The organism is Streptomyces sp. NPDC034037 (genome assembly GCF_055575715.1).
This window is the reverse complement of record NZ_JBVISC010000001.1, coordinates 1335307-1360214: the sequence shown is the minus strand read 5'-3', so window position 1 is coordinate 1360214 and position 24908 is coordinate 1335307. Positions and strand designations below refer to the sequence as shown.

Annotated in this window: 17 protein-coding genes; 8 read left to right on the top strand and 9 right to left on the bottom strand. The window is 72.8% G+C overall.

Annotation, left to right across the window (positions count from 1 at the left end):
• Positions 1-6: 6 nt before the first annotated feature.
• Positions 7-444: an Rv3235 family protein gene (locus tag ACZ516_RS05920; protein WP_358587506.1), complete on the bottom strand. Its 438-nt coding sequence runs from the start codon at positions 442-444 to the stop codon at positions 7-9.
• Positions 445-754: 310 nt separating this feature from the next.
• Here ACZ516_RS05920 and ACZ516_RS05915 point away from each other — a divergent pair, with 310 nt between their 5' ends.
• From ACZ516_RS05915 to ACZ516_RS05905, 3 genes are all read left to right on the top strand, one after another.
• Positions 755-1261 (top strand): DUF6912 family protein, encoded by a 507-nt coding sequence (locus ACZ516_RS05915; RefSeq protein ID WP_358587508.1) that lies wholly within the window; start codon positions 755-757, stop codon positions 1259-1261.
• Positions 1262-1349: 88 nt separating this feature from the next.
• Entirely contained in the window at positions 1350-2021 is a 672-nt protein-coding gene (locus ACZ516_RS05910; protein ID WP_358697960.1) for an HAD family hydrolase, read from the top strand.
• Positions 2022-2533: 512 nt separating this feature from the next.
• Positions 2534-7477 (top strand): NAD-glutamate dehydrogenase, encoded by a 4944-nt coding sequence (locus ACZ516_RS05905; protein WP_469008739.1) that lies wholly within the window; start codon positions 2534-2536, stop codon positions 7475-7477.
• Positions 7478-7594: 117 nt separating this feature from the next.
• Here the strand turns inward: ACZ516_RS05905 and ACZ516_RS05900 are convergent, their stop codons facing one another.
• Entirely contained in the window at positions 7595-7867 is a 273-nt protein-coding gene (locus ACZ516_RS05900; RefSeq protein ID WP_361076360.1) for a GlsB/YeaQ/YmgE family stress response membrane protein, read from the bottom strand.
• Positions 7868-8037: 170 nt separating this feature from the next.
• Between ACZ516_RS05900 and ACZ516_RS05895 the strand changes: the two genes are divergently transcribed.
• From ACZ516_RS05895 to ACZ516_RS05880, 4 genes are all read left to right on the top strand, one after another.
• On the top strand, positions 8038-8586 hold the full coding sequence (locus tag ACZ516_RS05895) for a phosphatase PAP2 family protein (RefSeq protein ID WP_361076358.1): 549 nt from the start codon (positions 8038-8040) through the stop codon (positions 8584-8586).
• 483 nt (positions 8587-9069) lie between these two features.
• Positions 9070-9834 (top strand): polyprenol monophosphomannose synthase, encoded by a 765-nt coding sequence (locus tag ACZ516_RS05890; protein ID WP_469008738.1) that lies wholly within the window; start codon positions 9070-9072, stop codon positions 9832-9834.
• Positions 9831-10343: a GtrA family protein gene (locus tag ACZ516_RS05885; RefSeq protein WP_469008672.1), complete on the top strand. Its 513-nt coding sequence runs from the start codon at positions 9831-9833 to the stop codon at positions 10341-10343. The genes ACZ516_RS05890 and ACZ516_RS05885 overlap by 4 nt, the downstream gene beginning before the upstream one ends.
• The gene (locus tag ACZ516_RS05880) at positions 10327-11835 is read left to right on the top strand and encodes a hypothetical protein (RefSeq protein ID WP_469008670.1); all 1509 of its coding nucleotides are present in this window, start codon (positions 10327-10329) and stop codon (positions 11833-11835) included. The genes ACZ516_RS05885 and ACZ516_RS05880 overlap by 17 nt, the downstream gene beginning before the upstream one ends.
• Before the next feature lie 75 nt (positions 11836-11910).
• Here ACZ516_RS05880 and ACZ516_RS05875 read toward each other — a convergent pair whose 3' ends face one another.
• From ACZ516_RS05875 to ACZ516_RS05855, 5 genes are all read right to left on the bottom strand, one after another.
• Positions 11911-13587, bottom strand: coding sequence for a glycosyltransferase family 2 protein (locus tag ACZ516_RS05875; RefSeq protein ID WP_361076351.1), 1677 nt, complete (start codon positions 13585-13587; stop codon positions 11911-11913).
• Complete coding sequence (locus tag ACZ516_RS05870; protein WP_469008669.1) at positions 13584-15836, bottom strand: CDP-glycerol glycerophosphotransferase family protein; 2253 nt, start codon at positions 15834-15836, stop codon at positions 13584-13586. The genes ACZ516_RS05875 and ACZ516_RS05870 overlap by 4 nt, the downstream gene beginning before the upstream one ends.
• The gene (locus ACZ516_RS05865; protein WP_469008668.1) at positions 15833-19441 is read right to left on the bottom strand and encodes a bifunctional glycosyltransferase/CDP-glycerol:glycerophosphate glycerophosphotransferase; all 3609 of its coding nucleotides are present in this window, start codon (positions 19439-19441) and stop codon (positions 15833-15835) included. The genes ACZ516_RS05870 and ACZ516_RS05865 overlap by 4 nt, the downstream gene beginning before the upstream one ends.
• A 142-nt stretch (positions 19442-19583) precedes the next feature.
• On the bottom strand, positions 19584-20381 hold the full coding sequence (locus ACZ516_RS05860) for an ABC transporter ATP-binding protein (RefSeq protein ID WP_361076342.1): 798 nt from the start codon (positions 20379-20381) through the stop codon (positions 19584-19586).
• Complete coding sequence (locus ACZ516_RS05855) at positions 20374-21294, bottom strand: ABC transporter permease (protein WP_361076339.1); 921 nt, start codon at positions 21292-21294, stop codon at positions 20374-20376. The genes ACZ516_RS05860 and ACZ516_RS05855 overlap by 8 nt, the downstream gene beginning before the upstream one ends.
• Before the next feature lie 137 nt (positions 21295-21431).
• Between ACZ516_RS05855 and ACZ516_RS05850 the strand changes: the two genes are divergently transcribed.
• Positions 21432-22076 carry a TetR/AcrR family transcriptional regulator gene (locus ACZ516_RS05850; RefSeq protein WP_361076337.1) on the top strand — a complete coding sequence of 215 codons (645 nt, stop codon included), beginning with the start codon at positions 21432-21434 and terminating at the stop codon, positions 22074-22076.
• A 58-nt stretch (positions 22077-22134) separates the two neighbouring features.
• Here the strand turns inward: ACZ516_RS05850 and galE are convergent, their stop codons facing one another.
• Entirely contained in the window at positions 22135-23118 is a 984-nt protein-coding gene (gene galE, locus ACZ516_RS05845) for a UDP-glucose 4-epimerase GalE (RefSeq protein WP_469008666.1), read from the bottom strand.
• Between the two features lie 102 nt (positions 23119-23220).
• Positions 23221-24882, bottom strand: coding sequence for a glycosyltransferase family 2 protein (locus tag ACZ516_RS05840; RefSeq protein ID WP_469008736.1), 1662 nt, complete (start codon positions 24880-24882; stop codon positions 23221-23223).
• Between the last annotated feature and the right edge of the window lie 26 nt (positions 24883-24908).

Below are 24908 nucleotides of genomic sequence, written 5' to 3'. Positions count from 1 at the left end.
CGTAGGTCAGTGGCTCTTCTCCGTCTCCACCGCCGTGCAGCGCCATTTGCGGTCCGGGCCCAGCGCCAGGCGGAAGGCGAGCGCGCGCAGTCTCGGGCCCGCCGCGACGCGGGCGAAGACCTCGTAGGCGTCGGGGTGCGGCTGGTAGTGGCCGATGCGGTGGATGGTGGGGCGGTGGCCGTCCGCGCACAGCGGGGCCAGCTCGGCGAGGCGGGCCAGCTCGTCGTACGCCGTGTTGGCGATGTGGCGGGCCACCCAGTGCAGGGGGCGCTGTCCGCTGAGGACGAGCAGCAGGCGTTCGGCGAAGACCTCCGTGGGGTGCGGGGGCGGCTGCGCCGGGATCGCGCGCAGGGGCCGGCGGGAGTCCCTGCGGGTGGGCGGACGGCCGGTGGGCGGGCGGGACGCCGAGGGGCGGGGACGCGGTCTCGTCATCACCTTGCGCATGGGAGCCTCCTTCATCGCCTGCTGTACCGGGGAGTAACTTCCCGTTGGGGATCTTGTACGGGGGCGGTGGTGGCCGGTGCAAGGGTTCGGCGGCGGCCCGGGGGCGGGCCGGGCGGTTCACCTATCCGGGGGGTCGCGCGGGCCGGTGGCGCCGCGAGCGCGGGACGGCGGCGGGTGAGACCGCGGACGGGCGTGGACGGCTCCCCGGCAGGTGGGGGCAGCTCGATGGGGGACTCACGGACGTATCCTGAAGACCTTCTCCGGCCACGCAGCTCCGTCCGCGGGCGGACACGAATGAAAGCGGTCAGTCATGCGCCTCTACGTTCCCCTGACCCTGTCCCGGCTCGCCGAGGCGTACCGGGCGGGGGAGCTGGCGCCCGGGCCGCTGGTCGCCTACGCCGTGACCCCGGCGCTGCGGGAGTGGTACGTCTCCGACGACATCGAGGAGCTGGAGTACGCGGCGCTGAACCGGGCGGCGATGGCGTCGCTGCGGCTGGTGGCGGTGGACCCCAAGGCGGCGCGGCGGCGGGTCGTGCTGGCGGCCGACGTACCGGACGGGGCGGCCGTCGCCGACCCCGACCGGGGGCTCGACCAGGGGGCGCTGGGGGAGGTGCGGATCGCCGAGGCGCTCCCGATGGGCAAGGTGGCGGCCGTGCACGTGGACGCGCCGGACGCGGAGGCGGACGTGGCCGCGGCGGCGTCCCTGCTGGGCGCCGCGGACCAGGGCGACGACGACGCGCGGTTCGTGGTGGACGGGGTCGAGGACCACGAGCTGCTCTGGTTCGCCACGCAGGAGATTCCCGGGCTGATCGCCTGAGAAGCCGGTTTCGAAGTCCCGAGCCCTTGGCCTCCGGGCAGGTCTCCGCGGGCGTTCGCCGGGCATCGGCGGAGGGTAGATTCGGGGGATGGGGACGCGGCGCGGGGCGCACATCGTGTGGGACTGGAACGGGACGCTCCTGCATGACATTCACGCGGTGATCGAGGCGACGAACGCCTCCTTCGCGGAGCTCGGGATCGAGCCCATCACCTTGGAGCGGTACCGCGAGCTGTACTGCGTGCCGATCCCGCTGTTCTACGAGCGGCTGCTGGGGCGGCTGCCCAGCGACAGTGAGTGGCGCGTCATGGACGCCGTCTTCCACCGGCACTACTGGGCGCGGGCCGAGACCTGCGGGCTCACCGAGGGGGCCGCCCGGCTGCTGGCCGAGCGGCGGGCCGAGGGGCACACGCAGTCGTTGCTGTCCCTGGCCCCGCACGAACACCTCGTACCGCTGGTGCGCAGGCACGGCATCCAGGAGCACTTCGTACGGATCGACGGGCGCACCGACGACTCGCACGCCGGGAAGGCCGAGCGGATGGTGCGGCACCTCGCCGCGCTGGAAGGTGTCGTCGCCGCCGCCGAGCGGGTCGTCGTCATCGGCGACGCCCTCGACGACGCGATCGCCGCCGCGCACGTGGGGGCGCGGGCCGTGCTCTACACCGGCGGTTCGCACAGCAGGGCCAGCCTGGAGTGCGCCGGTGTGCCGGTCGTGGACAGCCTGGGAGAGGCCGTACTCGTGGCGGAACGGCTCGCCGCCTGAGATGTCCGGGCGCTCGCGCGTTCGTACGGCCGTACGGACGCGTCCGTCGTCCTTCCCGGACAACGTGCCCGCCCGGGGCGGCTCCGCCGAGCGGGGCGACCTCGACGGGCGCCACCGCGTACTGTGCAGAGTGTCCAGGTTCTGCCCCTGCTTTTGTACACATACGGCTCATGACGGTTCCGGGGTGCGGAGCGATAGCCTTGTCCCGTGATCAGCGCGATATCCCGCGGAGGCATCGGTGCCTCCGCCCTGCGCCCCGGAAACACGGAGGACATCCGTGCCCGGGGCCTCGCTGACGTCTCTTCGCGGTGCGGCCGAGCGGGCCGGGCGGCCCGCCCAGCGACGGATTCGGCGAATCTGTCGCCGAAACCGCTGAAAATGGCGGAAAGTCGATGGCTGTTTCCGTACCGCCGCCTAACGTCGATGACGGCCGGAGACCCCGGGCCAGGGCGTTATGTCACTTCACTTCCTTCTACGTCGCGCAATGACGCGCGGCAGGAGTCATGAGGACAATGCAGACCAAGCTGGACGAAGCCAAGGCCGAGCTGCTCGCGCGGGCCGCCCGGGTAGCTGAGAACAGCCCGGTCGGGGGGCGCCCGCCGAGCGGTGCACCGACCGGGAAGACGAGCGGGGCCACGCCGGACCAGGACATGGCCCTCGCGTTCCTCCAGCGCTACTACCTGCACACCGCCCCCGAGGACCTCGCCGACCGCGACCCGGTCGACGTCTTCGGTGCCGCCTTCTCCCACTACCGGCTCGCCGAGAACCGCCCCCAGGGCACGGCGAACGTGCGCGTCCACACCCCGACGGTCGAGGAGAACGGCTGGACCTGCAGCCACTCCGTCGTCGAGGTCGTCACCGACGACATGCCCTTCCTGGTCGACTCCGTCACCAACGAGCTCTCCCGGCAGGGCCGCGGCATCCATGTGGTGATCCACCCCCAGGTCGTCGTGCGCCGTGACCTGACCGGCAAGCTCCTCGAGGTCTTCCCCGCGGAGGTGGGCGCCGAGCGGCCGCAGGACGCGCTCGTCGAGTCGTGGATCCATGTGGAGATGGACCGTGAGACCGACCGCGCCGACCTGAAGCAGATCACCGCCGACCTGCTGCGCGTCCTGTCCGACGTGCGCGAGACGGTCGAGGACTGGGAGAAGATGCGCGACGCCGCGCTGCGCATCGCCGACGAGCTGCCCTCCGAGCCCACCGCGGACGACCTGCGCGACCAGGAGGTGGAGGAGGCCCGCGAGCTGCTGCGCTGGCTCGCCGACAACCACTTCACCTTCCTGGGCTTCCGGGAGTACAACCTCACCGACGACGACTCGCTGGCCGCCGTCCCCGGCACCGGCCTGGGCATCCTGCGCGCCGACCCCAAGCACGGCGACGACCACCACCCCGTCAGCCCGTCCTTCAACCAGCTGCCCGCCGACGCGCGCGCCAAGGCCCGTGAGCACAAGCTGCTCGTCCTGACGAAGGCCAACAGCCGGGCGACCGTGCACCGCCCCAGCTACCTCGACTACGTCGGCGTGAAGAAGTTCGACGCCGAGGGCAACGTCATCGGGGAGCGGCGCTTCCTCGGGCTGTTCTCGTCCGCCGCGTACACCGAGTCCGTGCGGCGCGTGCCCGTCATCCGCCGCAAGGTCGCGGAGGTGCTCAAGGGCGCCGGCTTCTCGGCCAACAGCCACGACGGGCGCGACCTGCTCCAGATCCTGGAGACCTACCCGCGCGACGAGCTGTTCCAGACGCCCGCCGACGAGCTGCGCTCCATCGTGACGAGCGTCCTCTACCTCCAGGAGCGGCGCCGGCTGCGGCTCTACCTGCGCAAGGACGAGTACGGGCGCTACTACTCCGCGCTCGTCTACCTCCCGCGCGACCGCTACACCACCGGCGTGCGGCTGCGGATCATCGACATCCTCAAGGAGGAGCTGAACGGCGCCAGCGTCGACTTCACCGCCTGGAACACCGAGTCGATCCTCTCCCGCATCCACTTCGTGGTGCGGGTGCCCAAGGGCGCCGCGGTCCCCGACCTCTCCGACGCCGACATCGAGCGCATCGAGGGCCGGCTCGTCGACGCCGCCCGCTCCTGGGCCGACGGCTTCGCCGAGGCGCTGACCGCCGAGTGCGGCGAGGAGCGCGCCGCAGAACTCCTGCGCCGGTACGGGGGCGCCTTCCCCGAGGGCTACAAGGCCGACCACACGCCGCGCGCCGCCGTCGCCGACCTCCAGCACCTGGAGCAGCTCACCCAGGGCGACAAGGACTTCGCGCTCTCCCTGTACGAGCCGGTGGGCGCCGCGCCCGGCGAGCGCCGCTTCAAGATCTACCGCTCCGGCGAGCAGGTCTCCCTCTCCGCGGTGCTGCCCGTCCTGCAGCGCCTGGGCGTCGAGGTCACCGACGAGCGCCCGTACGAGCTGCGCTGCGCCGACCGCACGCACGCGTGGATCTACGACTTCGGGCTGCGCATGCCCAAGTCCCCGAACGGCGGCGACTACCTCGGCGACGACGGCCGCGAGCGCTTCCAGGAGGCCTTCGCCGCCGCCTGGACCGGCGCCGCCGAGGTCGACGGCTTCAACTCGCTGGTGCTGCGCGCGGGCCTCAACTGGCGCCAGGCGATGGTGCTGCGGGCGTACGCCAAGTACCTGCGCCAGGCCGGCGCCATGTTCAGCCAGGACTACATGGAGGACACCCTCCGCAACAACGTCCACACCACCCGGCTGCTCGTCTCGCTCTTCGAGGCGCGCATGTCGCCGGACCACCAGCGCGCCGGGACCGAGCTGACCGACGGACTCCTGGAGGAGCTGGACGGCGCGCTCGACCAGGTCGCCTCGCTGGACGAGGACCGCATCCTGCGGTCCTTCCTCACCGTCATCAAGGCGACCCTGCGCACGAACTTCTTCCAGCGCACGCAGAGCGGCGAGCCGCACGCCTACGTCTCCATGAAGTTCGACCCGCAGGCCATCCCCGACCTGCCCGCGCCGCGTCCCGCGTACGAGATCTGGGTGTACTCGCCCCGCGTCGAGGGCGTCCACCTGCGCTTCGGCAAGGTCGCGCGCGGCGGGCTGCGCTGGTCCGACCGGCGCGAGGACTTCCGTACGGAGATCCTCGGCCTGGTCAAGGCGCAGATGGTGAAGAACACCGTCATCGTGCCGGTCGGCGCCAAGGGCGGCTTCGTCGCCAAGCAGCTGCCCGACCCGTCGGTGGACCGCGACGCGTGGCTCGCCGAGGGCGTGGCCTGCTACAAGACGTTCATCTCCGCGCTGCTCGACATCACCGACAACCTCGTCGCCGGCGAGGTCGTGCCGCCCTCCGACGTGGTGCGCCACGACGAGGACGACACCTACCTCGTCGTCGCCGCCGACAAGGGCACCGCGACGTTCTCGGACATCGCCAACGAGGTCGCCCAGTCCTACGACTTCTGGCTCGGCGACGCGTTCGCCTCCGGCGGCTCCGCGGGCTACGACCACAAGGGCATGGGCATCACCGCCCGCGGCGCCTGGGAGTCCGTGAAGCGGCACTTCCGGGAGCTGGGCTGCGACACCCAGTCCGAGGACTTCACCGTCGTCGGCGTCGGTGACATGTCCGGCGACGTGTTCGGCAACGGCATGCTGCTCTCCGAGCACATCCGCCTGGTCGCCGCCTTCGACCACCGGCACATCTTCATCGACCCGAAGCCGGACGCCGCGACCTCCTACGCCGAGCGCCGCCGCCTGTTCGAGCTGCCGCGTTCGTCCTGGGCCGACTACGACAAGGCGCTGCTCTCCTCCGGCGGCGGGATCTTCTCCCGCTCCGCCAAGGCGATCCAGCTCAACGGCCACATCCGCGAGGCCCTCGGCATCGAGAACAACGTCGTCAAGATGACCCCGGCGGACCTGATGCGGGCCATCCTCCAGGCCCCCGTGGACCTGCTGTGGAACGGCGGCATCGGCACGTACGTGAAGTCCTCGGCGGAGTCGAACGCCGACGTCGGCGACAAGGCGAACGACGCGATCCGCGTGAACGGCTCGGACCTGCGCGTCAAGGTGGTCGGCGAGGGCGGCAACCTCGGCCTCACCCAGCTGGGGCGCATCGAGTTCGCGCGCGCCGGCGGCCGCATCAATACCGACGCCATCGACAACAGCGCGGGCGTGGACACCTCCGACCACGAGGTGAACATCAAGATCCTGCTCAACGCGGTCGTCACCGACGGCGACATGACCGTCAAGCAGCGCAACAAGCTGCTCGCCGAGATGACCGACGAGGTCGGGCACCTGGTGCTGCGCAACAACTACGCGCAGAACACCGCGCTGGCCAACGCCGTCGCCCAGTCGCCGTCCCTGCTCCACGCCCACCAGCGCTTCATGCGCCGGCTCGGCAAGCAGGGCCACCTCGACCGGAGCCTGGAGTTCCTGCCCAACGACCGGCAGATCCGCGAACTGCTCAACTCCGGCCGCGGCCTGTCCCAGCCCGAGCTGGCCGTCCTGCTCGCCTACACGAAGATCACGGCCGCCGACGAGCTGATCCAGACGACGCTGCCCGACGACCCCTACCTGCGGCGCCTGCTGCACGCGTACTTCCCGAAGGCGCTGCGCGAGCGGTTCCCCGACCAGGTCGACGGGCACGCGCTGCGCCGGGAGATCGTCACGACCGTCCTGGTCAACGACACGGTGAACACGGGCGGTTCGACGTTCCTGCACCGGCTGCGGGAGGAGACGGGCGCCTCGCTGGAGGAGATCGTGCGGGCCCAGCTGGCCGCGCGGGAGATCTTCGGCCTCAGCGAGGTCTGGGACGCCGTCGAGGCGCTCGACAATGTCGTCGCCGCCGATGTGCAGACCCGCGTACGGCTCCACTCGCGCCGCCTCGTCGAGCGCGGTTCGCGCTGGCTGCTCAACAACCGGCCGCAGCCGCTCCAGCTCGCCGAGACCATCGGCTTCTTCAGCGAGGGCGTCGCCCAGGTCTGGGACGAGCTGGCGAACCTGCTGCGCGGCTCGGACCTGGAGTGGTACCAGGGCATCCGGGACGAGCTGACGGACGCGGGCGTCCCCGAGGCGCTCGCCCAGCGCGTCGCCGGGTTCTCGTCGGCCTTCCCGGCGCTGGACATCGTCGCGGTCGCCGACCGGGTGGGCAAGGAGCCCATGGCCGTCGCCCAGGTCTACTACGACCTCGCCGACCGGCTGCGCATCACCCAGCTCATGGACCGCATCATCGAGCTGCCCCGGGCCGACCGCTGGCAGTCCATGGCCCGCGCCTCCATCCGTGAGGACCTGTACGCGGCGCACGCCGCGCTCACGGCGGACGTCCTGGCCGCGGGGGGCGAGGGCGAGTGCACGCCGGAGGAGCGGTTCAAGGCGTGGGAGGAGAAGAACGCGCCGATCCTGAGCCGGGCCCGCTCGACGCTGGAGGAGATCCAGAGCTCCGAGGCGTTCGATCTGGCGAACCTGTCGGTGGCGATGCGGACGATGCGGACGCTGCTGCGTACGCATTCGTAGGTACGCCGACGACGCTGCCGCGTAGGTATGCGTAGGCACGCGACAGGGGGGCGCCCCGGGCCTGGTGGCTCAGGGCGCCCCCCTTACGCCGCTCCGTGGGGAGCGGACCGCGGTGGGTCAGGCGTGTCGTCGGGCTCCACGTCGGGCCCACAGGGGCGTGACCACGGCGATGAGGACGGCGGCGACGCCGATCTGGAAGATGTGCCTGATCCAGTCGATGCCGTTCGTGTCGCGGACGCCGACCGCGGTGGCCAGGGCGTTGCCGACGACGGCGCCGAGGATACCGAGGATGACCGTCAGCCACAGCGGAATGGGCTGACGGCCCGGCAGGACGAGTTTGGCCAGCAGGCCGATGATGAGTCCGGCGATGATGGCCCACAGGAATGACACGTCAGCTCCTCCATCTGTAGACAAAAGCTGTCGGGAATCTGCAAGCCCAGGTGCCCGGGAAACCGCGCCGTATGCCTCCCTTCTTCGGCCGTGTCTTCCCGTAGGTATTCGTGCGCCTGTTCGGGGACGTCCTCGTGCATGACGGGACCGGGAGGGGGAAACTGGGTCGCATGATCGGCTTGGCGGACTTCAAAGTAGGCGATGTGCGGCTCACCCGCCGCATGGCCCACTGGACCTCGCCCCTGGCGCGGCGGGTGCTGCCGGCCGTGGAGTCGGCGGCTGAACACACCAAACTGTGGTGGGGCGCGGCGGTGCTCATGTCTGTGACCGGCGGCCACCGGGAGCGGAAGGCCGCGGTGGCCGGGCTGGCCGCCATGGGGGTCGCGGAGCTGGTGTCCAACGCGGTGTGCAAGCAGCTCTACGAGCGGCGCAGGCCGCCCAAGGAGCTGATCCCCCACGAGGACGTCCACGACCGTCCGGACAGCTCTTCGTTCCCCTCCGGGCACACCGCCGCGGCCGTCGGCTTTACCGCCGGTGTCGCCGGGACCTCCCTGGGGTGGGGCGCCGCCTGCGCGGTGCCGGCGGCGGCGGTCGCGGTGGAGCGGGTGCACTCCGGCGCGCACTACCCCACTGACGTGGCCGTCGGCGCCGTGATCGGCCTGGCCGGCGCCTGGCTCGTCCACCGCACTCCCCGGCTGGTGCTGCGCCACCTGCTGTGAGGGCGCCATTGTCGCCCGCCCCGTGTTCCGGCAGTCCGGCAGGGGGCGGGCTCTTTTCGTGCGCCGGGCCCTGGCCCTGGTCCCGGCCCTGGCCCCTGCGCTGACCCTGGCCCCGCCCCCGCTCCGGCGCCGGGGCAACGTCGGCGGGCCCTGTGGCGTCTTCGTCGGCGGATTCGTGTTGCCGATCAGCGGCAGTGGAGGTAGGGCCGGTCCGGAGTGAGTTCTCCCCTGGACCGATTGGTTGCCTCCGTGGCGCGGAATGGGTGATGAGATTCGCCATACCCCCTTAATTCGGGCATTTGGTCTAAGGTGGGTGAGATTGTCTGACGGAGGTACGAAATCCACAGCGCAGGGAACCGGACCACCCATCGACCGCGGACCACCGAAGGGCCAGCCGTGACCGTGAACACCCCCGAGAACCTCTCCGACGAGCTCGCCGCGCACCTGCCCGAGGCCTGGGCCGCCACCGCGCTGACCGTCGTCATGCCGACGTACAACGAAGCGGGGAACCTGCCGGGCATGGCCGAGGCCCTGATGGCGCTCCCGCTGCCCGGCCTGCGCCTCCTCGTCGTCGACGACTCCAGCCCCGACGGCACCGGCGACATCGCCGAACGCTTCGCCGAGCGGTACGGCAGCGCCCGGATGAGCGTCCTGCACCGCACCGAGAAGGACGGCCTCGGCCGGGCCTACGCGGCCGGCATGACCCGGGCCGTCGCCGAGGGCGCCGCGTACGTGCTCCAGATGGACGCCGACGGCAGCCACCCCGTCGCCAAGGTCGCCGAGCTGCTCGGCGTCGCCCTCGCCACCGACGCGGCTGTCGTCATGGGCAGCCGGTACGTGCAGGGCGGCACGCTCTCCGACGCCTGGGGCGCCCACCGCAAGCTGCTCTCGCGCTGGGCCAACGCCTACGCCGGCACCATCCTCGGCACCCGCGTCCGCGACATCACCGGCGGCTTCAACCTCTGGCGCGCGGACGCCCTGCGCGCCATCGACCTCGCCTCCGTGGACAGCGCGGGCTACAGCTTCCAGGTCGAGATGAAGTACCGGGCGCTGCGCCGCGGCTTCGGCGTCATGGAGGTGCCGATCCACTTCGAGGACCGCACGATCGGCGAGTCCAAGATGAACCTCATGGTGCAGCTGGAGTCCATCGTGATGCCCTGGAAGCTGCGGCTCGACGCGAGGGCGTCCGGGCGGGGCGGCGACGTGCGGGGCGGGGACGTGCGGGGCGGCGCGGGAGTACGCGGATGACGGGGCCCGCGCTGCGGGAGGCGCCGCCCGCCGGGTCCGCCGCCGTCCCCGCGCCCTCGCCCGCGCCGGACCGCGCGCCCGTGCCCGCGGTCGGTCGCCTGCGCCGGCTCTCCCTGGAGGTCATGAAGTTCGGCGTGGTCGGCGGCAGCGGTGTCGCCGTGAACCTCCTCGTCTTCAACCTCCTCCTGCACGGCTTCGGCTCCCGCCCCATGACGGCGACCGTCCTGGCCAGCTGCGTGGCCATGGGCACCAACTACCTCGGCTTCCGCTTCTTCGCCTACCGGGACCGCGCCTCGCGCACCAAGCGGCAGATCGCCCTCTTCTTCGTCTTCAGCGGCATCGGCGTGGTGATGGAGAGCGTCCTGTTCTACGCGGCCTACCGGGGCGCGGGCATGAGCGGCCCGCTCGGCTCGAACATCGCCAAGGCGCTCTCGATCGCCCTCGCCTCGGCGTTCCGCTTCCTGGTGTACCGGACGTGGGTCTTCCAGCACGATGCGCGCCGCCTCTAAAGGGGCCGCCGAAGGGGCCATACGGGCGCCGCGAGTCCTCGTACCGCACGCCGTCGCCCTGCCGCTGCTCGCCCTGATCGTCCTGCTGCTCCTGGTGATCGTCCGCCTGCCGTGGGCGGGCGACCTCGGCATCCACGCGGCGACGATCGAACGCCTGCGCGCCGATCCGCTCGACCCCGGCAACCCGCTGGTCGACGCGGACACCCCGAGCCCCTACTACTCGCCCTGGACGCTGCTCCTTGGCTGCCTGGCCAGGGTGACCGGGCTCGGCACGTTCGTGGTGCTGCGGGTGGCGGCGCTGGTAGGGCTGGCGCTGCTGGTGACGGGGGTGCGGAGCTTCGTCCGTACGTTCAGCACGCGTCCTGGGGCGGTGCCGCTGGCCCTGCTCTGCCTGCTGCTGCTCTGGGGCCCGGGGCTGTTCAACTGGAGCGGCTTCCTCGGCCTCAACTCCCTCGCCCTGACGGTCTCGTACCCGAGTACGTTCGCGCTCGGGCTCTCCTTCCACTTCTGGGCGCTGCTGCGGAAGGCCTTGCCGGGCGCGGGCGTGCGGGCGTTCCTCGGCCTCGGGGTGCTGTGGGCCGTGATCCTGCTGAGCCACCAGTTCACGGGGGTGGTGGCGTCCTTCGGGGCGTCGGCGATGGTGCTGGGGACGCGGCCGTGGCCGTCCCGGGAGGTGTGGGGGCGGCTGGCGTGCGGAGCGGCGCTCGGCATCGCGGTGCTGGCGCTCTGGCCCTACTACTCCTTCTTCGGCCTCTTCGGGGCCGGCGGCCTGGAGGACATCCACCGTTCGCTGTACCGGGGGCTGCTGCCGCACTTCGGTCTGGCGCTGCTCGGTGTGGCGGCCCTGGTGTGCCGGTGGCGCCGGGATCGCCGGGACCCCCTGGTCCTCTTCTTCGCGTTCGGCGCGGTGCTGTTCGCGGCGGGCGGCCTGAGCGGCCACTACTCGTGGGGCCGGGTGCTGCCGGCGGCCCTGATCCCGGCGCAGGTGGCGGCGGCGCTGGAGGTCTTCGAACGGGGCGCCGTCCGCCGTGCGGCCGCCGCGATGCTGGCCGCGGCCCTGCTGCTCGGGGCGTGGACCCAGGCGGGGACGCTCGGCTACGTGGCGCCGCGCGGGGCCCTGCCGGGACCGGTGGCCGCCAAGTACCGGGCGCCCTGGCCGGGCTACGACTGGCTGGCCCCGGAGGTCCGCCACGGCGACGTGGTCATGGCCAAGACCTTCCCGTCCCGCCAGATCCCCGCGTACGGCCCCTACACGGTCGCCCCCGGCTACCCGGACTTCTTCCTCCCGGACCAGGACAAGCGCCTCGCGGCGGTACGGACGTACTTCGCACCGGACACACGACGCGGGACCCGCCTGGCGGTGCTGCACAGGTACGGGGTGCGCTGGATCATCGCCTACCCCACGGACCACGGCCTGCCCCCCGACGACCCCGCCCTGCGGAAGGCCTCCGTGGGACCGAGGGGACAGGTGCTGTACGAGGTGGTGGGGTGAGCGGCTCCGTCGCCATGAGCGGCCTGCCTCCCCTGTGACCAGCCGCCCGCCCGGCCACGGCGTACCGGACGGGTCTCAGCGCAGCACGCTCGCCGCCAGGCGGGCTGTTCTGCGGAGTCGGGGGCCCGTTTTTGCGGCGGCTCGGCGTGTGAGGGGGCGGATGAGGTGGGCCGTTACTCCTACCGGGGTCCAGCGGAGTTGGAGGCGGCCCGTCGCGCGGCCCTCCGGTTCGAGTGTGACCTCGTGGGGGGTCGCGCCGGAGCGGTAGTCGATGCGGGCGCGCAGGGTGGGGAAGGTCAGCGGGGCCAGGAGCAGGGACGTGTTGCGCAGGCCGCCGGAGGTCAGTTGCAGGACCGGGTGGCGGACGCCCTCGAAGCCGTCGAGGGGGAGGGGGGCCCGGGCCAGGTCCAGGCGGGCCGTGCCCTCGAAGACGCCGGGGCGGACGGGGTCCAGGCGGAAGGGGGTCTTCATGCGGCGGTGGCCGGGGGCCACGAGGAGGGTCGCCACCTGGGGGCCCACGGGCAGGCGCAGGCCGGGGTCGTAGGTGCGCACGGTCAGGTCGACCCTGGCGCCGGGTCCCCGCTCGATCCGCGTGATCTCGTGGCGGAACTGCGCGCTCGGGAACGGGCGGGAGTCCAGGCCCAGGTCGGTCAGGTCGAGTTCCGCGCGGGCCGAGGGCGTCTGCGGGACGCGCCCGCCCCAGTACACGCGGCCCTCCGCGTCCATCGACGTCTCGCGCGGCGCCACCCCGTGGCCGAGGCCCCGCGCCGCAAGCTGCGCCTCCGCCAGGCGGTTGTCGCGGACCAGTTGGAGGACGACCCGCTCCGCGCGGGGCAGACGGGCGTACGCGCCGGGGGACAGCCCCGCCAGATAGGGGTTCACGATGTCCGCGAAGCCCGTCAGCCACTCCTCGTCACGGAACGGGAGGTCTCCCGCGTACATCCGGAAGTCGTGCTTCAGGAACTTGTGGTCCTTGGCCTCCTGGAGGGCGCCGTGGCCGCTCGACGTCAGGAAGTCGTCGATCAGGCGCTGCACGTGGACGCGGTCCCGGACGTTCGACAGCTTGTGGCGCTGGTTGGAGATCGACGCCGCTTCGGCCGCCTCGTACGGCGCTATGTACCAGCGGTAGACGGGCTCGGGGATCACCGTGAAGGCCCGCGCGAGGCAGTACGCCTGCGCCGAGAACAGCTGGTCCTCGTAGTGGATGCCCTCCGGGAAGCGCAGGTCGTTGCGGTCCAGGAACGCGCGGCGGTACATCTTGCTGGTCGACAGGTGCTCGAAGAACAGGGCCGGTTCCGCCGCGATGCCGTGCACCGTGCGGCGCTCGGCCACCAGGTGCGGCATCCAGGTGGAGGTGCGGCCCGTGTCCACGCGGATCCGCTCCACCGCGCCCATCGCGAAGTCCACCTCGTGCTCGCGGTGGGCCGCGAGGAGCAACTCGACGGCCCGCTCGGGCAGTTCGTCGTCGCTGTCCAGGAACATCAGGAACGGGCCGCGCGCGATCTCCAGGGCGCGGTTGCGCGGCGCGCTGCACCCGCCGCTGTTCGCCGGCAGCCGCAGATACGTGACGCGGTCGTCCTGCGCCGCCAGCCGCCGCGCCACCGCAGGGGTGTCGTCCGTCGAGTGGTCGTCGCTGATGATGATCTCGATGTTCTCGTGCGTCTGGCGGCGCAGGGACGCCACCGCGCGCGGCAGGCGCTCCGCGTCGTTGTAGACGATCACCGTGACCGTCACGTCGGGTATCGGGGTCATCGCTGCGTCGCCTCCTCGGGCGTCGGGGCCGGGGTGCGCCCGGCGAGCGGGGTCACCGGCGGCAGGGAGTCCTCGCTCTCGCCGAGGAAGACCCGGCGGACGACGCGCTCGGCGGCGCGCCCGTCGTCGTACTCGCAAAAGCGCTCGCGGAACGCCTCGCGGGCCTTGGCGGCCGCCGCGTCGCGCCACGCGCCGGAGGTGAACAGCTCCGTCAACTCCTCCTGCGTGCGCGCCACGTGGCCCGGCGCCTGCGCCATCAGGTCGAAGTAGACGCCGCGCGTCGTCGCGTACGTCTCCCAGTCGTCGGCGTAGACCACGATCGGCCGGTCGAGGTTGGCGTAGTCGAACATGATCGAGGAGTAGTCCGTGATCAGCGCGTCCGCCGCCAGGCAGAGGTCCTCCACCGGGTCATAGGAGGAGACGTCGATGACCCGGCCGCTCTTGCGCAGGCCCGCGAGCGGCGAGGCGGCGCCCCCGTAGAAGTAGTGGCCGCGCACGAGCAGGACGGTGTCCTCGCCCAGGCGGTCGGCGAGGGTGGCGAGGTCCAGGCGCGGGGTCCAGGCGGCCTCGTAGTCGCGGTGGGTGGGCGCGTAGAGCAGGGCCCGCCTGCCCGGCGCGATGCCGAGCTTCTCGCGGATCGCGCGGATGTCGGCGGCCGTCGCGCGGTAGAAGACGTCGTTGCGCGGATAGCCGTGGTCGAGGGACTCGTAACGCGACGGATAGGCGCGCTCCCACATGCGGGTGGAGTGGCTGTTCGCGGAGACGCTGTAGTCCCACTTGTCGACGCGGGCGAGCAGGCTGTGGAAGTTCAGGCCCTTGGCGGCCGCCGGGTAGTCGAGCTGGTCCAGGCCCATGCGCTTGAGCGGGGTGCCGTGGTGGGTCTGGACGTGCACCGCGTCGGGGCGCTTGACGATCGCGTTGGGGAAGTTGACGTTGTTCACCAGGTACTTGGCGCGCGCCATCACCTCCCAGTAGCGGCGGGTGCCGGGCACGACGTGGTCGGTGCCGGGCGGCAGTAGCGGCGCGTTCGCCGCCGAGACGACCCACACCGGGTGGATGTGCGGGGCGAGTTCGGCCAGCTTGGCCGCGATGGCCGCCGGGTTGCACGCCACGCCCCGGTCCCAGTAGGCCGTGAAGACGGCGAGGCGGGGGTCGACCGGGCGCTCCAGGTCCCTGCGGTAGCGCAGGTCGCGGACCTTCACGCCCACCTGGTGCCTGCGCGCGAGCACCGCCGAACGCAGCTTGCGCCGCTGCTGGTTGGCGGCCCGGAACGTGCGGTACTTGGTGTACGCGTCCTCTTCGAGGATGCGGCGCCGCACGCCCTCCAGGCCGGCCGGCCGCTGATACCCCTCGGGGCGCAGGGCGACGGCGGCCCGCGCGGCGCGGTGGAAGAACTCCTCGCGCACCGGCTCGGGCAGCTTCTCGCGGGCGACGATCCGAAGGCAGTCGCCGACCATCACGTCGTAGAGCGCGGTGCGGGGCGCCGCCGGCAGGCCGAGGCCGTCCGCGAGGGCGAGCAGCGACTCGTACCGCGCGATGACGTCGAAGCGCGCCTCGGGCGGGACCGGCGGCAGGCTTTCGGGCCGCAACTCCCGTACGTTGAGGATGACTTGGTCGAGCGTGGCGATCCGGTCCGCGAGGAGCAGCGCGGCGTGCGCGGCGAACGTCTCGTCGTCCCCGGCCAGCCGTTCGGCGTGCGCCCGCCAGAAGTCCGCCCGCAGCACCCGCACGCCCAGCAGCGGCGTGACCCGCAGCAGGTCGGCGCAGTCGGCGAGGGGCAGGTCACGGCGGCCCTGCCGGGCGAGGTGCCCGCCGTCGGGGCTCGGCAGGCCCTGGTGGCGCCACGTCGAGCGGACGTGGTCGGCGACGAGGACGTCCACGCCGTCCGGCAGGGCGGCCACCCGGTCCGCGACCATGCGGGGCGCGCCCGTCGGCACGGTGTCCTTGCTGGGCACGAGGTGCAGCCACCGGCCGGCCGCCCGCTCGGCGCCCGCGGCCCGCGCCGCCGCCTCGCCCGTGCCCTCGGGCAGCGGGACGACGGTGACGCCGGGCCGGTCGGCGGCGGACCGCGCGGCGGCGCCCACCGCGGCGACGACCACCTCGACGCCGGGGGAGGCCTGCGCGGCCAGCGCGTCCAGGCCCGCGCCCAGCCGGCCCTGGACGTCGCGCCCGTGGACGACGACGCTCAGCACGGGCTCGGCGGTGTCACTGCGTCCGGGCACGGCGGTGCCCCCCTTCCGCGTACTCATACGGCGGCCGCCCCTCGGTGGGCGAGCATCCGGTCCACCACACGGGCCGCGGCCCGCCCGTCGTCCAGGTCGCAGAACGCGGCGCGGAAGGCCTCGTACGCCTCTGCGTACGGCTCGCTCGCCGCCTCCACGTCCCGCAGGGCGGCGATCAGGTCGTCGGAGGTGGGGACCAGCGGGCCCGGCGCGCGCCGCTCGAAGTCGAAGTAGAAGCCGCGCAGCCGGTCGCGGTAGTGCTCCAGGTCGTACGTGAAGAAGAGCATCGGACGGCCCGTCACGGCGAAGTCGAACATCACCGAGGAGTAGTCGGTGACCAGGACGTCGGCGATCAGGAGCAGGTCCATGACGTCGGGGTGGCCCGCCACGTCCCACACGAAGCCGTCGCCCGCGCCCGGCACCGGCTCCACGACGTGCGCGTGCGGCCGCACCAGCAGGACGTGGTCCTCGCCCAGTTCGTGCCGCGCCTTCTCCAGGTCGAGGCGCAGGTCCAGGAGGAAGCCGCCCCGGTGGCGCTGCTTGTCCTCGCGCCACGTCGGGGCGTACAGGACGACCTTCTTGCCCTCGGGCAGACCCAGCGCGCGGCGCACGCGGGCGGCGCGCTCGGCGCGGTCGGGGGCCAGCAGGACGTCGTTGCGGGGGTAGCCCGTCTCCACCAGCTCGCCGTCCACGTCGGCGCCGAACCGGAAGGCGCCGCGCAGGATCGGGGTGCTGAACCGGTTCGGGGACAGGAGCATCGTCCACTGGTGGCGCTCGCGGTCCAGGTCCACGAGGTACCGGGTGCTCGCGAAGTGGTCGTTGGCGAAGTCGAAGCCGATGCGCTTCAGGGGTGTGCCGTGCCAGGTCTGGACGATCTGCTGGCCCTCGCGCCGCACCAGCCAGCGCGGGAAGTGCGTGTTGCCGACGAGGTAGCGGGAGCGGGCCATCGCCTCGTAGTACTCGGGGCTGTGCACGCGCACCGCCTTCGCGGTGGCCGGGACCCGGCACTGGCCGTCCCTGACGACCCACAGGTGCTCGACCGGCAGGCCCCGGCGGACCATCTCCTCGTGGAGGGCGCGCGGCGAGTCGCCGTACATCCGGCCGCCGAAGACGTCGTACAGGACGGCCTCGCGCAGCGGCTCGTGGCGGGCGGCCGGGTAGGTCTCGGTGCGCAGCCTCGTCTGCCGGTAGCGGCTGCGCTCGTCGGGGCGCAGCTCGGAGTGGGCCATCAGGGCCAACTGGTCGTACTGGCGGGCCTGGAGCTCGACGCGCTTGCCGTGCGCCTCGACCTCCATGGGGAGGTGGCCGTGGACGGGCGGGGCGAGCTGGACGGCGGTGCGGGTGCCGTCGGGCCGCCGGACGGACGGCCACCAGAAGCCGGCGCGCAGCGGGATTCCGCCGGTGGGGCGGTGGGTGGGGGCGGGGACGAAACGGGCCTCGAAGCGGCCGTCGTCGGCGCGGGCCGGGAAGGTGTACTCGTGGCCCGACCAGGTCTGGCGGAGCACCAGGTCCAGGGCGTGGGCGCCCGGCGCGGGGTAGCTGCCGGTGAGGGTGACGGTGCCGTCGGGGGACACGGAGACGCGGTCGACGAGGGGCTGGACGGGCTGGTCCACGAACTGGAGGTAGCCGCCGGGGCTGCGCCGGGCGTACATGGCGCGGCCGGCGTGCGGGAACTGGGCGCCGGAGAAGCCCTCCCGGTCGTCCAGGACGAGGGCCAGCCGCGTCGACGCGGGCTCGGCACCGGTGTTGCCGGCCTCGGTGCCGGTGCCGGTCACGATCTCCACCGACATGTCCCAGCGGGCGATCGAGCGTTCCGCCTGGGTCGGGCGCAGGCGTTCGTGGTCCTCGCGCACCCGCGTCAGGGCCGCCGTGCCGACCCGGGCCGTGAAGGGGACGCGGCCGTCGCGCGGGACGCCGAGGTCCAGCGGGACGGTGCGGATCGCGCCGGACTCGCGGTGGCGCATGCGCAGTCGGGGCGCGCCGTCGGGGGCGGTGCGCAGGATGCCGCGTACGACGAGGTGGGAGCCCTCGGCGCGGACCTCAAGGGCACGCGCGTGGGCCGTCTCCACGCGGATGGCCAGCTCGCCGTCCTGGATCTGCGGGGCCACCCGGACGTCCTCGGTGACCCAGTGCGCGGGCGGCGTCTGGCCGGAGCCGGTGCCCGCGCCGTGCAGCGGACCGCGCCGGGGCGTCATGCCGGTGCCGGCGACGGCGATCCGCACCCGCCACAGGCCGTCGACCCACCGGCCCCGGCGGCGCAGCCGCGCGGGGTTCACCAGCGCGCCGAAGCCCGCCCAGTCGGCGTGCCGGAACTCCGCGCCCGAGGCGACGGTGGCCTCCGGGTCGATGTGGCTGCGCGCCGGCACGAGCACCGTGCGGCGGCTGCCCTTCTCCTTCAGGATCAGCGACTTGAGGGCCTTGCCCCGCGACTCGGCACCGAGCTGGCGGGGGAACGCCCAGCCGGACAGCCACAGCTTGCCGTCGTGCCAGGCGGCCTCGTCGAGCCGGCTGCGCAGCCGCAGCTCCTGGTCGAGGCGGAGCACCGCGTCCGGCACGGGGACCGTCGGGTCGAGGAAGGGGTAGTCGGCCTGGGGGCGCAGCGTCCCGGTGACGGGGATCGAACCGCCGTGCTCCTTCTCGAACTCCAGCTGCGCGATCAGCTCGTCCAGGCGCCGGTGCACGGTCAGGTACAGCTTCAGCTTGTGCGGCACGGGCAGCGCGCGCACCGCGTCCTGCCCGATCTCGCGCACCAGGCGGCCCACGTGCTCCAGGAACGCCTCCTGGTAGGCGGCGTCCGAGCCGGGCAGCACCTTCCAGAAGAGCGGGAGCTCCTCGGCGAGCGCGTTGTCGTCGTAGACCCGCAGGTGTTCGGCGTACATGGGGTCGTCGTCCACGCGGGCCAGCAGGAACGCGCGCACCATGCGGATCGACTTCACGCGGTCGATCAGACCCTGCGGGTTCGTGCGGTTCTGCGTGATGGAACGCTCGCCGCTCTCGCGCTCGCGCCAGTTGTAGATCGGCTCGCTCAGCACGTCCACGGCGTCCGCGAGGTAGTGCGCGGGGACGCTGACGGGGGCGTCCTCGTACAGCATGGCCTCGGGGTAGGCGAGCCGGTGCTTCTCCCAGAAGGAGCGGCGGTAGACCTTGTTCCACGCGGTGCGGTCGGTCAGCAGCGGGCGGAACCGGGAGACGTGCGTCCGCAGCCGGGTCGTGGCGAAGGGCACGCGGTGCACGGGCGACTGGACGTACCCGGCGGAGCGGAAGCGCGTGACGTTGCCCGCCGCGAAGTCCGAGCCGGTCGCGTCGAGCGTCTCGATGAGCAGCGCGTACGCCGTCGGGGGCAGCGTGTCGTCACTGTCGACGAACGCGAGGTACTCGCTGTGCGGGGACATCTCCCGCACACCGGTGTTGCGGGCGGCGCCCAGGCCCTTGTTCTCCTGCGATATCAGCCGGAAGCGGGGGTCGGCCGCCGCGAAGCGCCCGGCGATGGCCGCGCTGCCGTCCCGCGACCCGTCGTCGACCATGACCACTTCGAAGTCCGTGAAGGTCTGGGCCGCCAGGGACTCCAGGCACTCGTCGAGGTACAGCTCGACGTCGTGGACGGGGACGACAACACTCAGCCGTGGCTGCACGCGCACTCCTTCTGTTGCTAAACGCTCCCATAGTGTAAGGATGCGGGTATTGATGCGACAAAAGGGCTACCTGTCCGGTTTTGGACGGTGGCTCGCGGCGACCCGGCGGGACGGCGACCCGGCGGGACGGCGCGGGCGTCGGCTAGCCCTTGCCGCCGCCCGTGAACCGTTCGTACTCCTTCATGACGTCCGCCGTGGGGCCGTCCATCCGCAGTTCGCCGCGCTCCAGCCACAGCACCCGGTCGCAGGTGTCCCGGATCGACTTGTTGTTGTGGCTGACCAGGAAGACCGTGCCCGCGCGGGCGCGCAGCTCGCGGATGCGGGCCTCGGAGCGCTTCTGGAAGGAGCGGTCGCCGGTGGCCAGCGCCTCGTCGATGAGCAGGACGTCGTGGTCCTTGGCGGCGCCGATGGAGAAGCGCAGGCGGGCCGCCATGCCGGAGGAGTAGGTGCGCATGGGGAGGGTGATGAAGTCGCCCTTCTCGTTGATCCCGGAGAAGTCGACGATCTCCTGGTAGCGCCGCTGCACCTGCTCGCGCGACATGCCCATGGCCAGACCGCCGAGGCGGACGTTGCGCTCGCCCGACAGGTCGTTCATCAGGGCCGCGTTCACGCCGAGGAGGGAGGGCTGGCCGTCGGTGAAGATCCGGCCCCGCTCGACGGGCAGCAGGCCCGCGACTGCCTTGAGCAGGGTGGACTTGCCCGAGCCGTTGGTGCCGATCAGGCCGATGGCCTCGCCCTTGCGGGCGGTGAAGGACACGTTCTTGACGGCGTGCACGGTACGTGTGCCACGCGCCCCGCCGCGCTTGAGGATGCGGCCGAGGGCGGCCGTCGCGGCGCCGCGCCCGGCCGTGGCGCCGGCGCCGTGCACGCGGTAGACGATGTCGACCCGGTCGACGATGACGGTGGGCGCGGGCCCCGGGGAAGTCTCGGTCTCAGCCACGGCCGTACGTCTCCTCTGCCTTCCAGAAGTAGATGAACCCGCCGATCCCGGCGAGCAGGGCCCAGCCCAGCGCCCAGGCCCACACGTGCTGCGGGAGCCGGTCGGCGTGGAAGCTGTCGATCAGCGCGAACCGCATCAGGTCGATGTAGACGGCGGCCGGATTGCACTCCAGGAGGACCTGGACGACGTGCGGCAGGTGCTTGTCCTTCAGGACCGCGTCGATGCTCCACATCACCCCGGACGCGTACATCCAGGTGCGCAGCACGAACGGCATCAGCTGCGCGATGTCCGGCGTCCTGCTGCCGAGCCGGGCCATGACCAGCGCGAGGCCGGTGTTGAAGGTGAACTGGAGGGCGAGGACCGGCACCGCCAGGAGCCAGGACGCCGTCGGCGGCACGCCGAAGCCGAGCAGGATGACGAGCAGCGCGCCCATGGAGAAGAGCAGCTGCTGGAGCTGTTGCAGGCAGTGCGAGATGGGCAGCGAGGCGCGCGGGAAGTGCAGGGCGCGCACCAGGCCGAGGCTGCCCGCTATGGCGCGGGTGCCGGCCATGACGGACGCCTGGGTGAACGTGAAGACGAAGACGCCGGTGACGAGGAAGGGGACGTAGTCGTCCACGTCACGCTTGGTGTCCATCAGGACGCCGAAGATGAAGTAGTAGACCGCCGCGTTCAGCAGCGGGGTCATCACCTGCCAGAGCTGGCCGAGCTTCGCCTGGCTGTACTGCGCCGTCAGCTTGGCGGTCGCGAAGGCGGTGATGAAGTGGCGGCGCTGCCACAGCTGGCGGACGTAGGCGGGCAGGGAGGGGCGGGCGCCGCTGACGGTCAGGCCGTGCCGGGCGGCCAGCTCGGCGGGGCTCATGGGGGCCGCCTGCGCGGAGGCGGGAGGCGGGGGAGCGTCGAGGACCTGGCTCACGTGCGTGGCTTTCGCTCGGGGAGGCTGTGGAGGGCTGCGACACACGTCGGGACGGACCCGTATCGTCGCAACGCCGAGCGTAGGACTCGTCACGTCGGAACGCAACCGTATCGTCGTCGCGCTTTTATGCTGTCCGCATGACGACGAGCAGGCAGCAGGGTGAACAGGCGGACGGCCCCGGGGGCGGTCGGCCCCGCCGCAGGGCGCCCGCCGGGGCCGCCGTGCTCCGCGCGGACAAGACCGAGGCCATCCGGGCCGCCGTCTTCGAGGAGCTGGCCTCCGTCGGATACGCCCGCATGTCCATCGAGGGCATCGCGCGCCGCGCGGGCGTCGGCAAGACGGCCGTCTACCGCCGCTGGCGCTCCAAGCTGCACCTCGTGCTCGACCTGGTGTCGGCCATAGCGGTCCAGGGCCTGCCCGCGCCGGACACCGGCTCGCTGGAGGGGGACCTGCGGCTGCTGTACGAGGTGACCTCGCGCGCCCTGCGCCACCCCGTCGCCTCGCAGGTCATCCCCGATCTCCAGGCCGAGGCGGCCCGCAACCCCGAGATCGCCGAGGCCCTGCAGAAGGCACTGCGGGAGGGGCAGCACGGGGTCGCGAGCGGCATCGTGCGGGCCGCCGTCGAGCGGGGCGAGCTGCGGGCGGGCGCCGACGAGGAGCTGGCCCTCGACCTGCTCTCGGGGCCGCTCTACTGGCGCTCGGTGGTGGTGCGCGCCGACCTGCCCAAGGGCTACCTGGGCAGGCTCGCGAAGGCCACGGCGGCGGCACTCCGCGCGCTCTGAGGCGGCACTTCGCAGTCTGAGGCGGCACTTCGCGCGCCCTGAGGAGCCCCCTTGGCGGCTACTTCGGCGCCGCCCCCGGGTGCAGCCGCGTCCAGCCCGCCCACGCCGACGCGATCATGTCGCGTACGTCGCGCTCGGCCGACCAGGACAGTTCCGCCGCGACGCGGTCCGCCGAGGCCACCACGCGGGCCGGGTCGCCGGGGCGCCGGGCGGTCACCTCGGCCGTGGTGGCGTGGCCCGTGACCTCGTTGATGAGGTCCGTCATCGCGCGGACCGAGACGCCCTCGCCCCGCCCGACGTTGAGGGTGAGGTCCGTGCCCGGCACCGCCGAGGCGAGCCTGCGGGCGGCCGCCACATGGGCCTCGGCCACGTCGGCGACGTGGATGTAGTCGCGTACGCAGGTGCCGTCGGGGGTGGCGTAGTCCGCGCCGAAGATCTTGGGGGCCTCGCCGGCCGTGAGCTTCTCGAAGACCATCGGGACGAGGTTGAAGACGCCGGTGTCGGCCAGCTCGGGCGAGGCCGCGCCCGCCACGTTGAAGTACCGCAGGGACGCCGTGGCCAGGCCGTGCGCGCGCCCCGTGGCACGCACCAGCCACTCGCCCGCCAGCTTGGTCTCGCCGTAGGGGCTCATCGGCACGCACGGCGTCTCCTCGGTGACGAGGTCGACGTCGGGCATGCCGTAGACCGCCGCCGAGGAGGAGAAGACGAAAGAGGGGACCCCGGCCGCCACCACCGCGTCCAGGAGGACCCGCAGGCCCTCCACGTTCTGGCGGTAGTACCGCAGCGGCTGCTCCACCGACTCGCCGACCTGCTTCTTCGCCGCGAGGTGGACGACGCCGGTGATCGCGTGGTCCTCGAGGGTGCGGGCCAGCAGGTCCGCGTCCAGGGTGGAGCCCGTCACCAGGGGGACGCCGGCGGGGACGCGGTCGGCGATGCCGGTGGACAGGTCGTCGTAGACCACGGCCCGCTCGCCCGCCTCGGTCAGGGCGCGCACGACATGCGCTCCGATGTATCCGGCGCCTCCGGTGATCATCCAGGTCATGGTCGTCGCGTCCCGTCCTGTCGTACGTGTGCTCTGTGCCGCCCGCCCCGGTCTGCTCGGCTCCGGGACCCGCAGTCTCGCAGAGGGCGCGTACGGGGCACGTCAGCGGGCGCGCGGGCCGGTGACGGCGCGGACCAGGCGGGCCAGGCGCCGCTTCGCCACCCCGGCCACGCCCCGTGGACCAGGGGCGAGGCGCACGGAGAGGTGGCCCGCCTGGGTGGCGTACGGCTGGACGAGGAGGATGCCGCGCCGGCCGCCCGGCACCACCGTGCGGCGCAGCAGTCCGGGCCCCGCGACGGCGTGCGCGGTCGTCTCGCGCACCGTCCCGTCGGCGAAGCGCACCCGCAGCCGCACGTCCCACACCCCGCCCGCCAGCGAGGCGAGGTCCAGCAGGACCGTGGCCGCCCAGGTCTCGCCGGGCCGCTCGGCGCCGAATGACGCCGTACGGCGCAGGCCCGTGCGGCCGCTGTGCCGGTGGACCAGGTCGACGTCGACGGTGGCGGGACCCGCGTCCGCCACCCGCCCGTACAGCTCGCGCAGCCGCAGTGTGAGCCGGGCGCCGCCCGCGCGCGGACGCAGTTCGCCGTCCACCGCCAGGGGCAGCAGCCGCATGGGCCGCACGAGCAGGTGCTCCAGGGTGACCTGGGGCAGGTCGTCCGCCCACACCGGCGTGGCGTCGGCCGCCCTCGGATAGGGCGGGGCGAGCCGCGCCGGGCGCGCCGCCACCTGCTTGAGCCGGGCCAGGTCACGGGGGCGTTCGGAGGCGAGGACGACGCGCGCGATGACGCGGCCGGGGGCGGGCGCCGCGTCGAGGTCGGCGGCGTCGAACGTCGTCAGGTACGCGCGCGTGAGCGCCCACCACTCGCGCTGGTGCTCCTCGCCGCGCGCGGGCAGTTCGCGGGTGTACATCCGCAGCTCGTGGTCGAGGAACTTGGTGCGGGCCGCCCGCGCGAGCCGCTTGCCGCCGTTGCCGCGCGCGTCCCGCAGGATCTCCACGGACTGCCGGTGGGCCTCCGTGCGGGCCCGCCAGTTGGCGATGCCGGAGCGGTCCAGGGAGATCGACAGCTTGGCGGCGGCGCGGCGCACGTGCCACACGTACACCGTGTCCGGGACGAGCGCGATGCGCGGGGCCGCGGCCAGGACGCGCGCGGTGAAGACGAAGTCCTCGTAGACGAAGCGGCCTTCGGGGAAGCGGATGCCGTGCTCGCGCAGGAAGTCCACGCGGTAGAGCTTGTTGACGCACAGCGTGTCGTGGACGAGGCGGGCGCGCAGCTCGGGCCGGGCGACGAGCCGGGCCCTGGCGTACAGCTCGGGCTGCCAGGGCACGTCGCGCCCGGAGGGCAGTTCGCGGCGCACGCACAGTCCCGACGCGACCTCGCTGCCGTGCCGTTCGGCGGCGGCGAGCAGCGCGGCGGCCGCGCCGGGCGGCAGCACGTCGTCGCTGTCGAGGAACATCACGTACGGCGCCGACGCGGCGTCGATGCCGTCGTTGCGGGGGGTGCCGCAGCCGCCGCTGTTGCTCTCGCGGCGCAGCACCTTCACGCGCCGGTCCCGCGCGGCGAGCCCGGCGAGGAGTTCCGCGCTGCCGTCGCTCGAACAGTCGTCGACGGCGATGACCTCGTGGACGACGGGGCCCTGGGCCAGCGCGGAGCGCACCGCGTCGGCGAGGTGGGCCGCGTCGTTGTAGCCGATCACGACGACGGAGACCCGGGAGGAGCGGGCGTCAGGGGCGGGGGTGTTCAGGGCAGTCGGGAGAGGCAGGATGCGGTCCACGGAGGAAATTTTATAGG

What these genes read in the sequence shown, in the direction of transcription:
- ACZ516_RS05920 (WP_358587506.1), bottom strand. Translation starts at nt 444, where the DNA reads ATGCGCAAGGTGATGACGAGACCGCGTCCCCGCCCCTCGGCGTCCCGC.
- ACZ516_RS05915 (WP_358587508.1), top strand. Translation starts at nt 755, where the DNA reads ATGCGCCTCTACGTTCCCCTGACCCTGTCCCGGCTCGCCGAGGCGTAC.
- ACZ516_RS05910 (WP_358697960.1), top strand. Translation starts at nt 1,350, where the DNA reads ATGGGGACGCGGCGCGGGGCGCACATCGTGTGGGACTGGAACGGGACG.
- ACZ516_RS05905 (WP_469008739.1), top strand. Translation starts at nt 2,534, where the DNA reads ATGCAGACCAAGCTGGACGAAGCCAAGGCCGAGCTGCTCGCGCGGGCC.
- ACZ516_RS05895 (WP_361076358.1), top strand. Translation starts at nt 8,038, where the DNA reads ATGATCGGCTTGGCGGACTTCAAAGTAGGCGATGTGCGGCTCACCCGC.
- ACZ516_RS05890 (WP_469008738.1), top strand. Translation starts at nt 9,070, where the DNA reads ATGCCGACGTACAACGAAGCGGGGAACCTGCCGGGCATGGCCGAGGCC.
- ACZ516_RS05885 (WP_469008672.1), top strand. Translation starts at nt 9,831, where the DNA reads ATGACGGGGCCCGCGCTGCGGGAGGCGCCGCCCGCCGGGTCCGCCGCC.
- ACZ516_RS05880 (WP_469008670.1), top strand. Translation starts at nt 10,327, where the DNA reads ATGCGCGCCGCCTCTAAAGGGGCCGCCGAAGGGGCCATACGGGCGCCG.
- ACZ516_RS05875 (WP_361076351.1), bottom strand. Translation starts at nt 13,587, where the DNA reads ATGACCCCGATACCCGACGTGACGGTCACGGTGATCGTCTACAACGAC.
- ACZ516_RS05870 (WP_469008669.1), bottom strand. Translation starts at nt 15,836, where the DNA reads ATGAGTACGCGGAAGGGGGGCACCGCCGTGCCCGGACGCAGTGACACC.
- ACZ516_RS05850 (WP_361076337.1), top strand. Translation starts at nt 21,432, where the DNA reads ATGACGACGAGCAGGCAGCAGGGTGAACAGGCGGACGGCCCCGGGGGC.
- galE (WP_469008666.1), bottom strand. Translation starts at nt 23,118, where the DNA reads ATGACCTGGATGATCACCGGAGGCGCCGGATACATCGGAGCGCATGTC.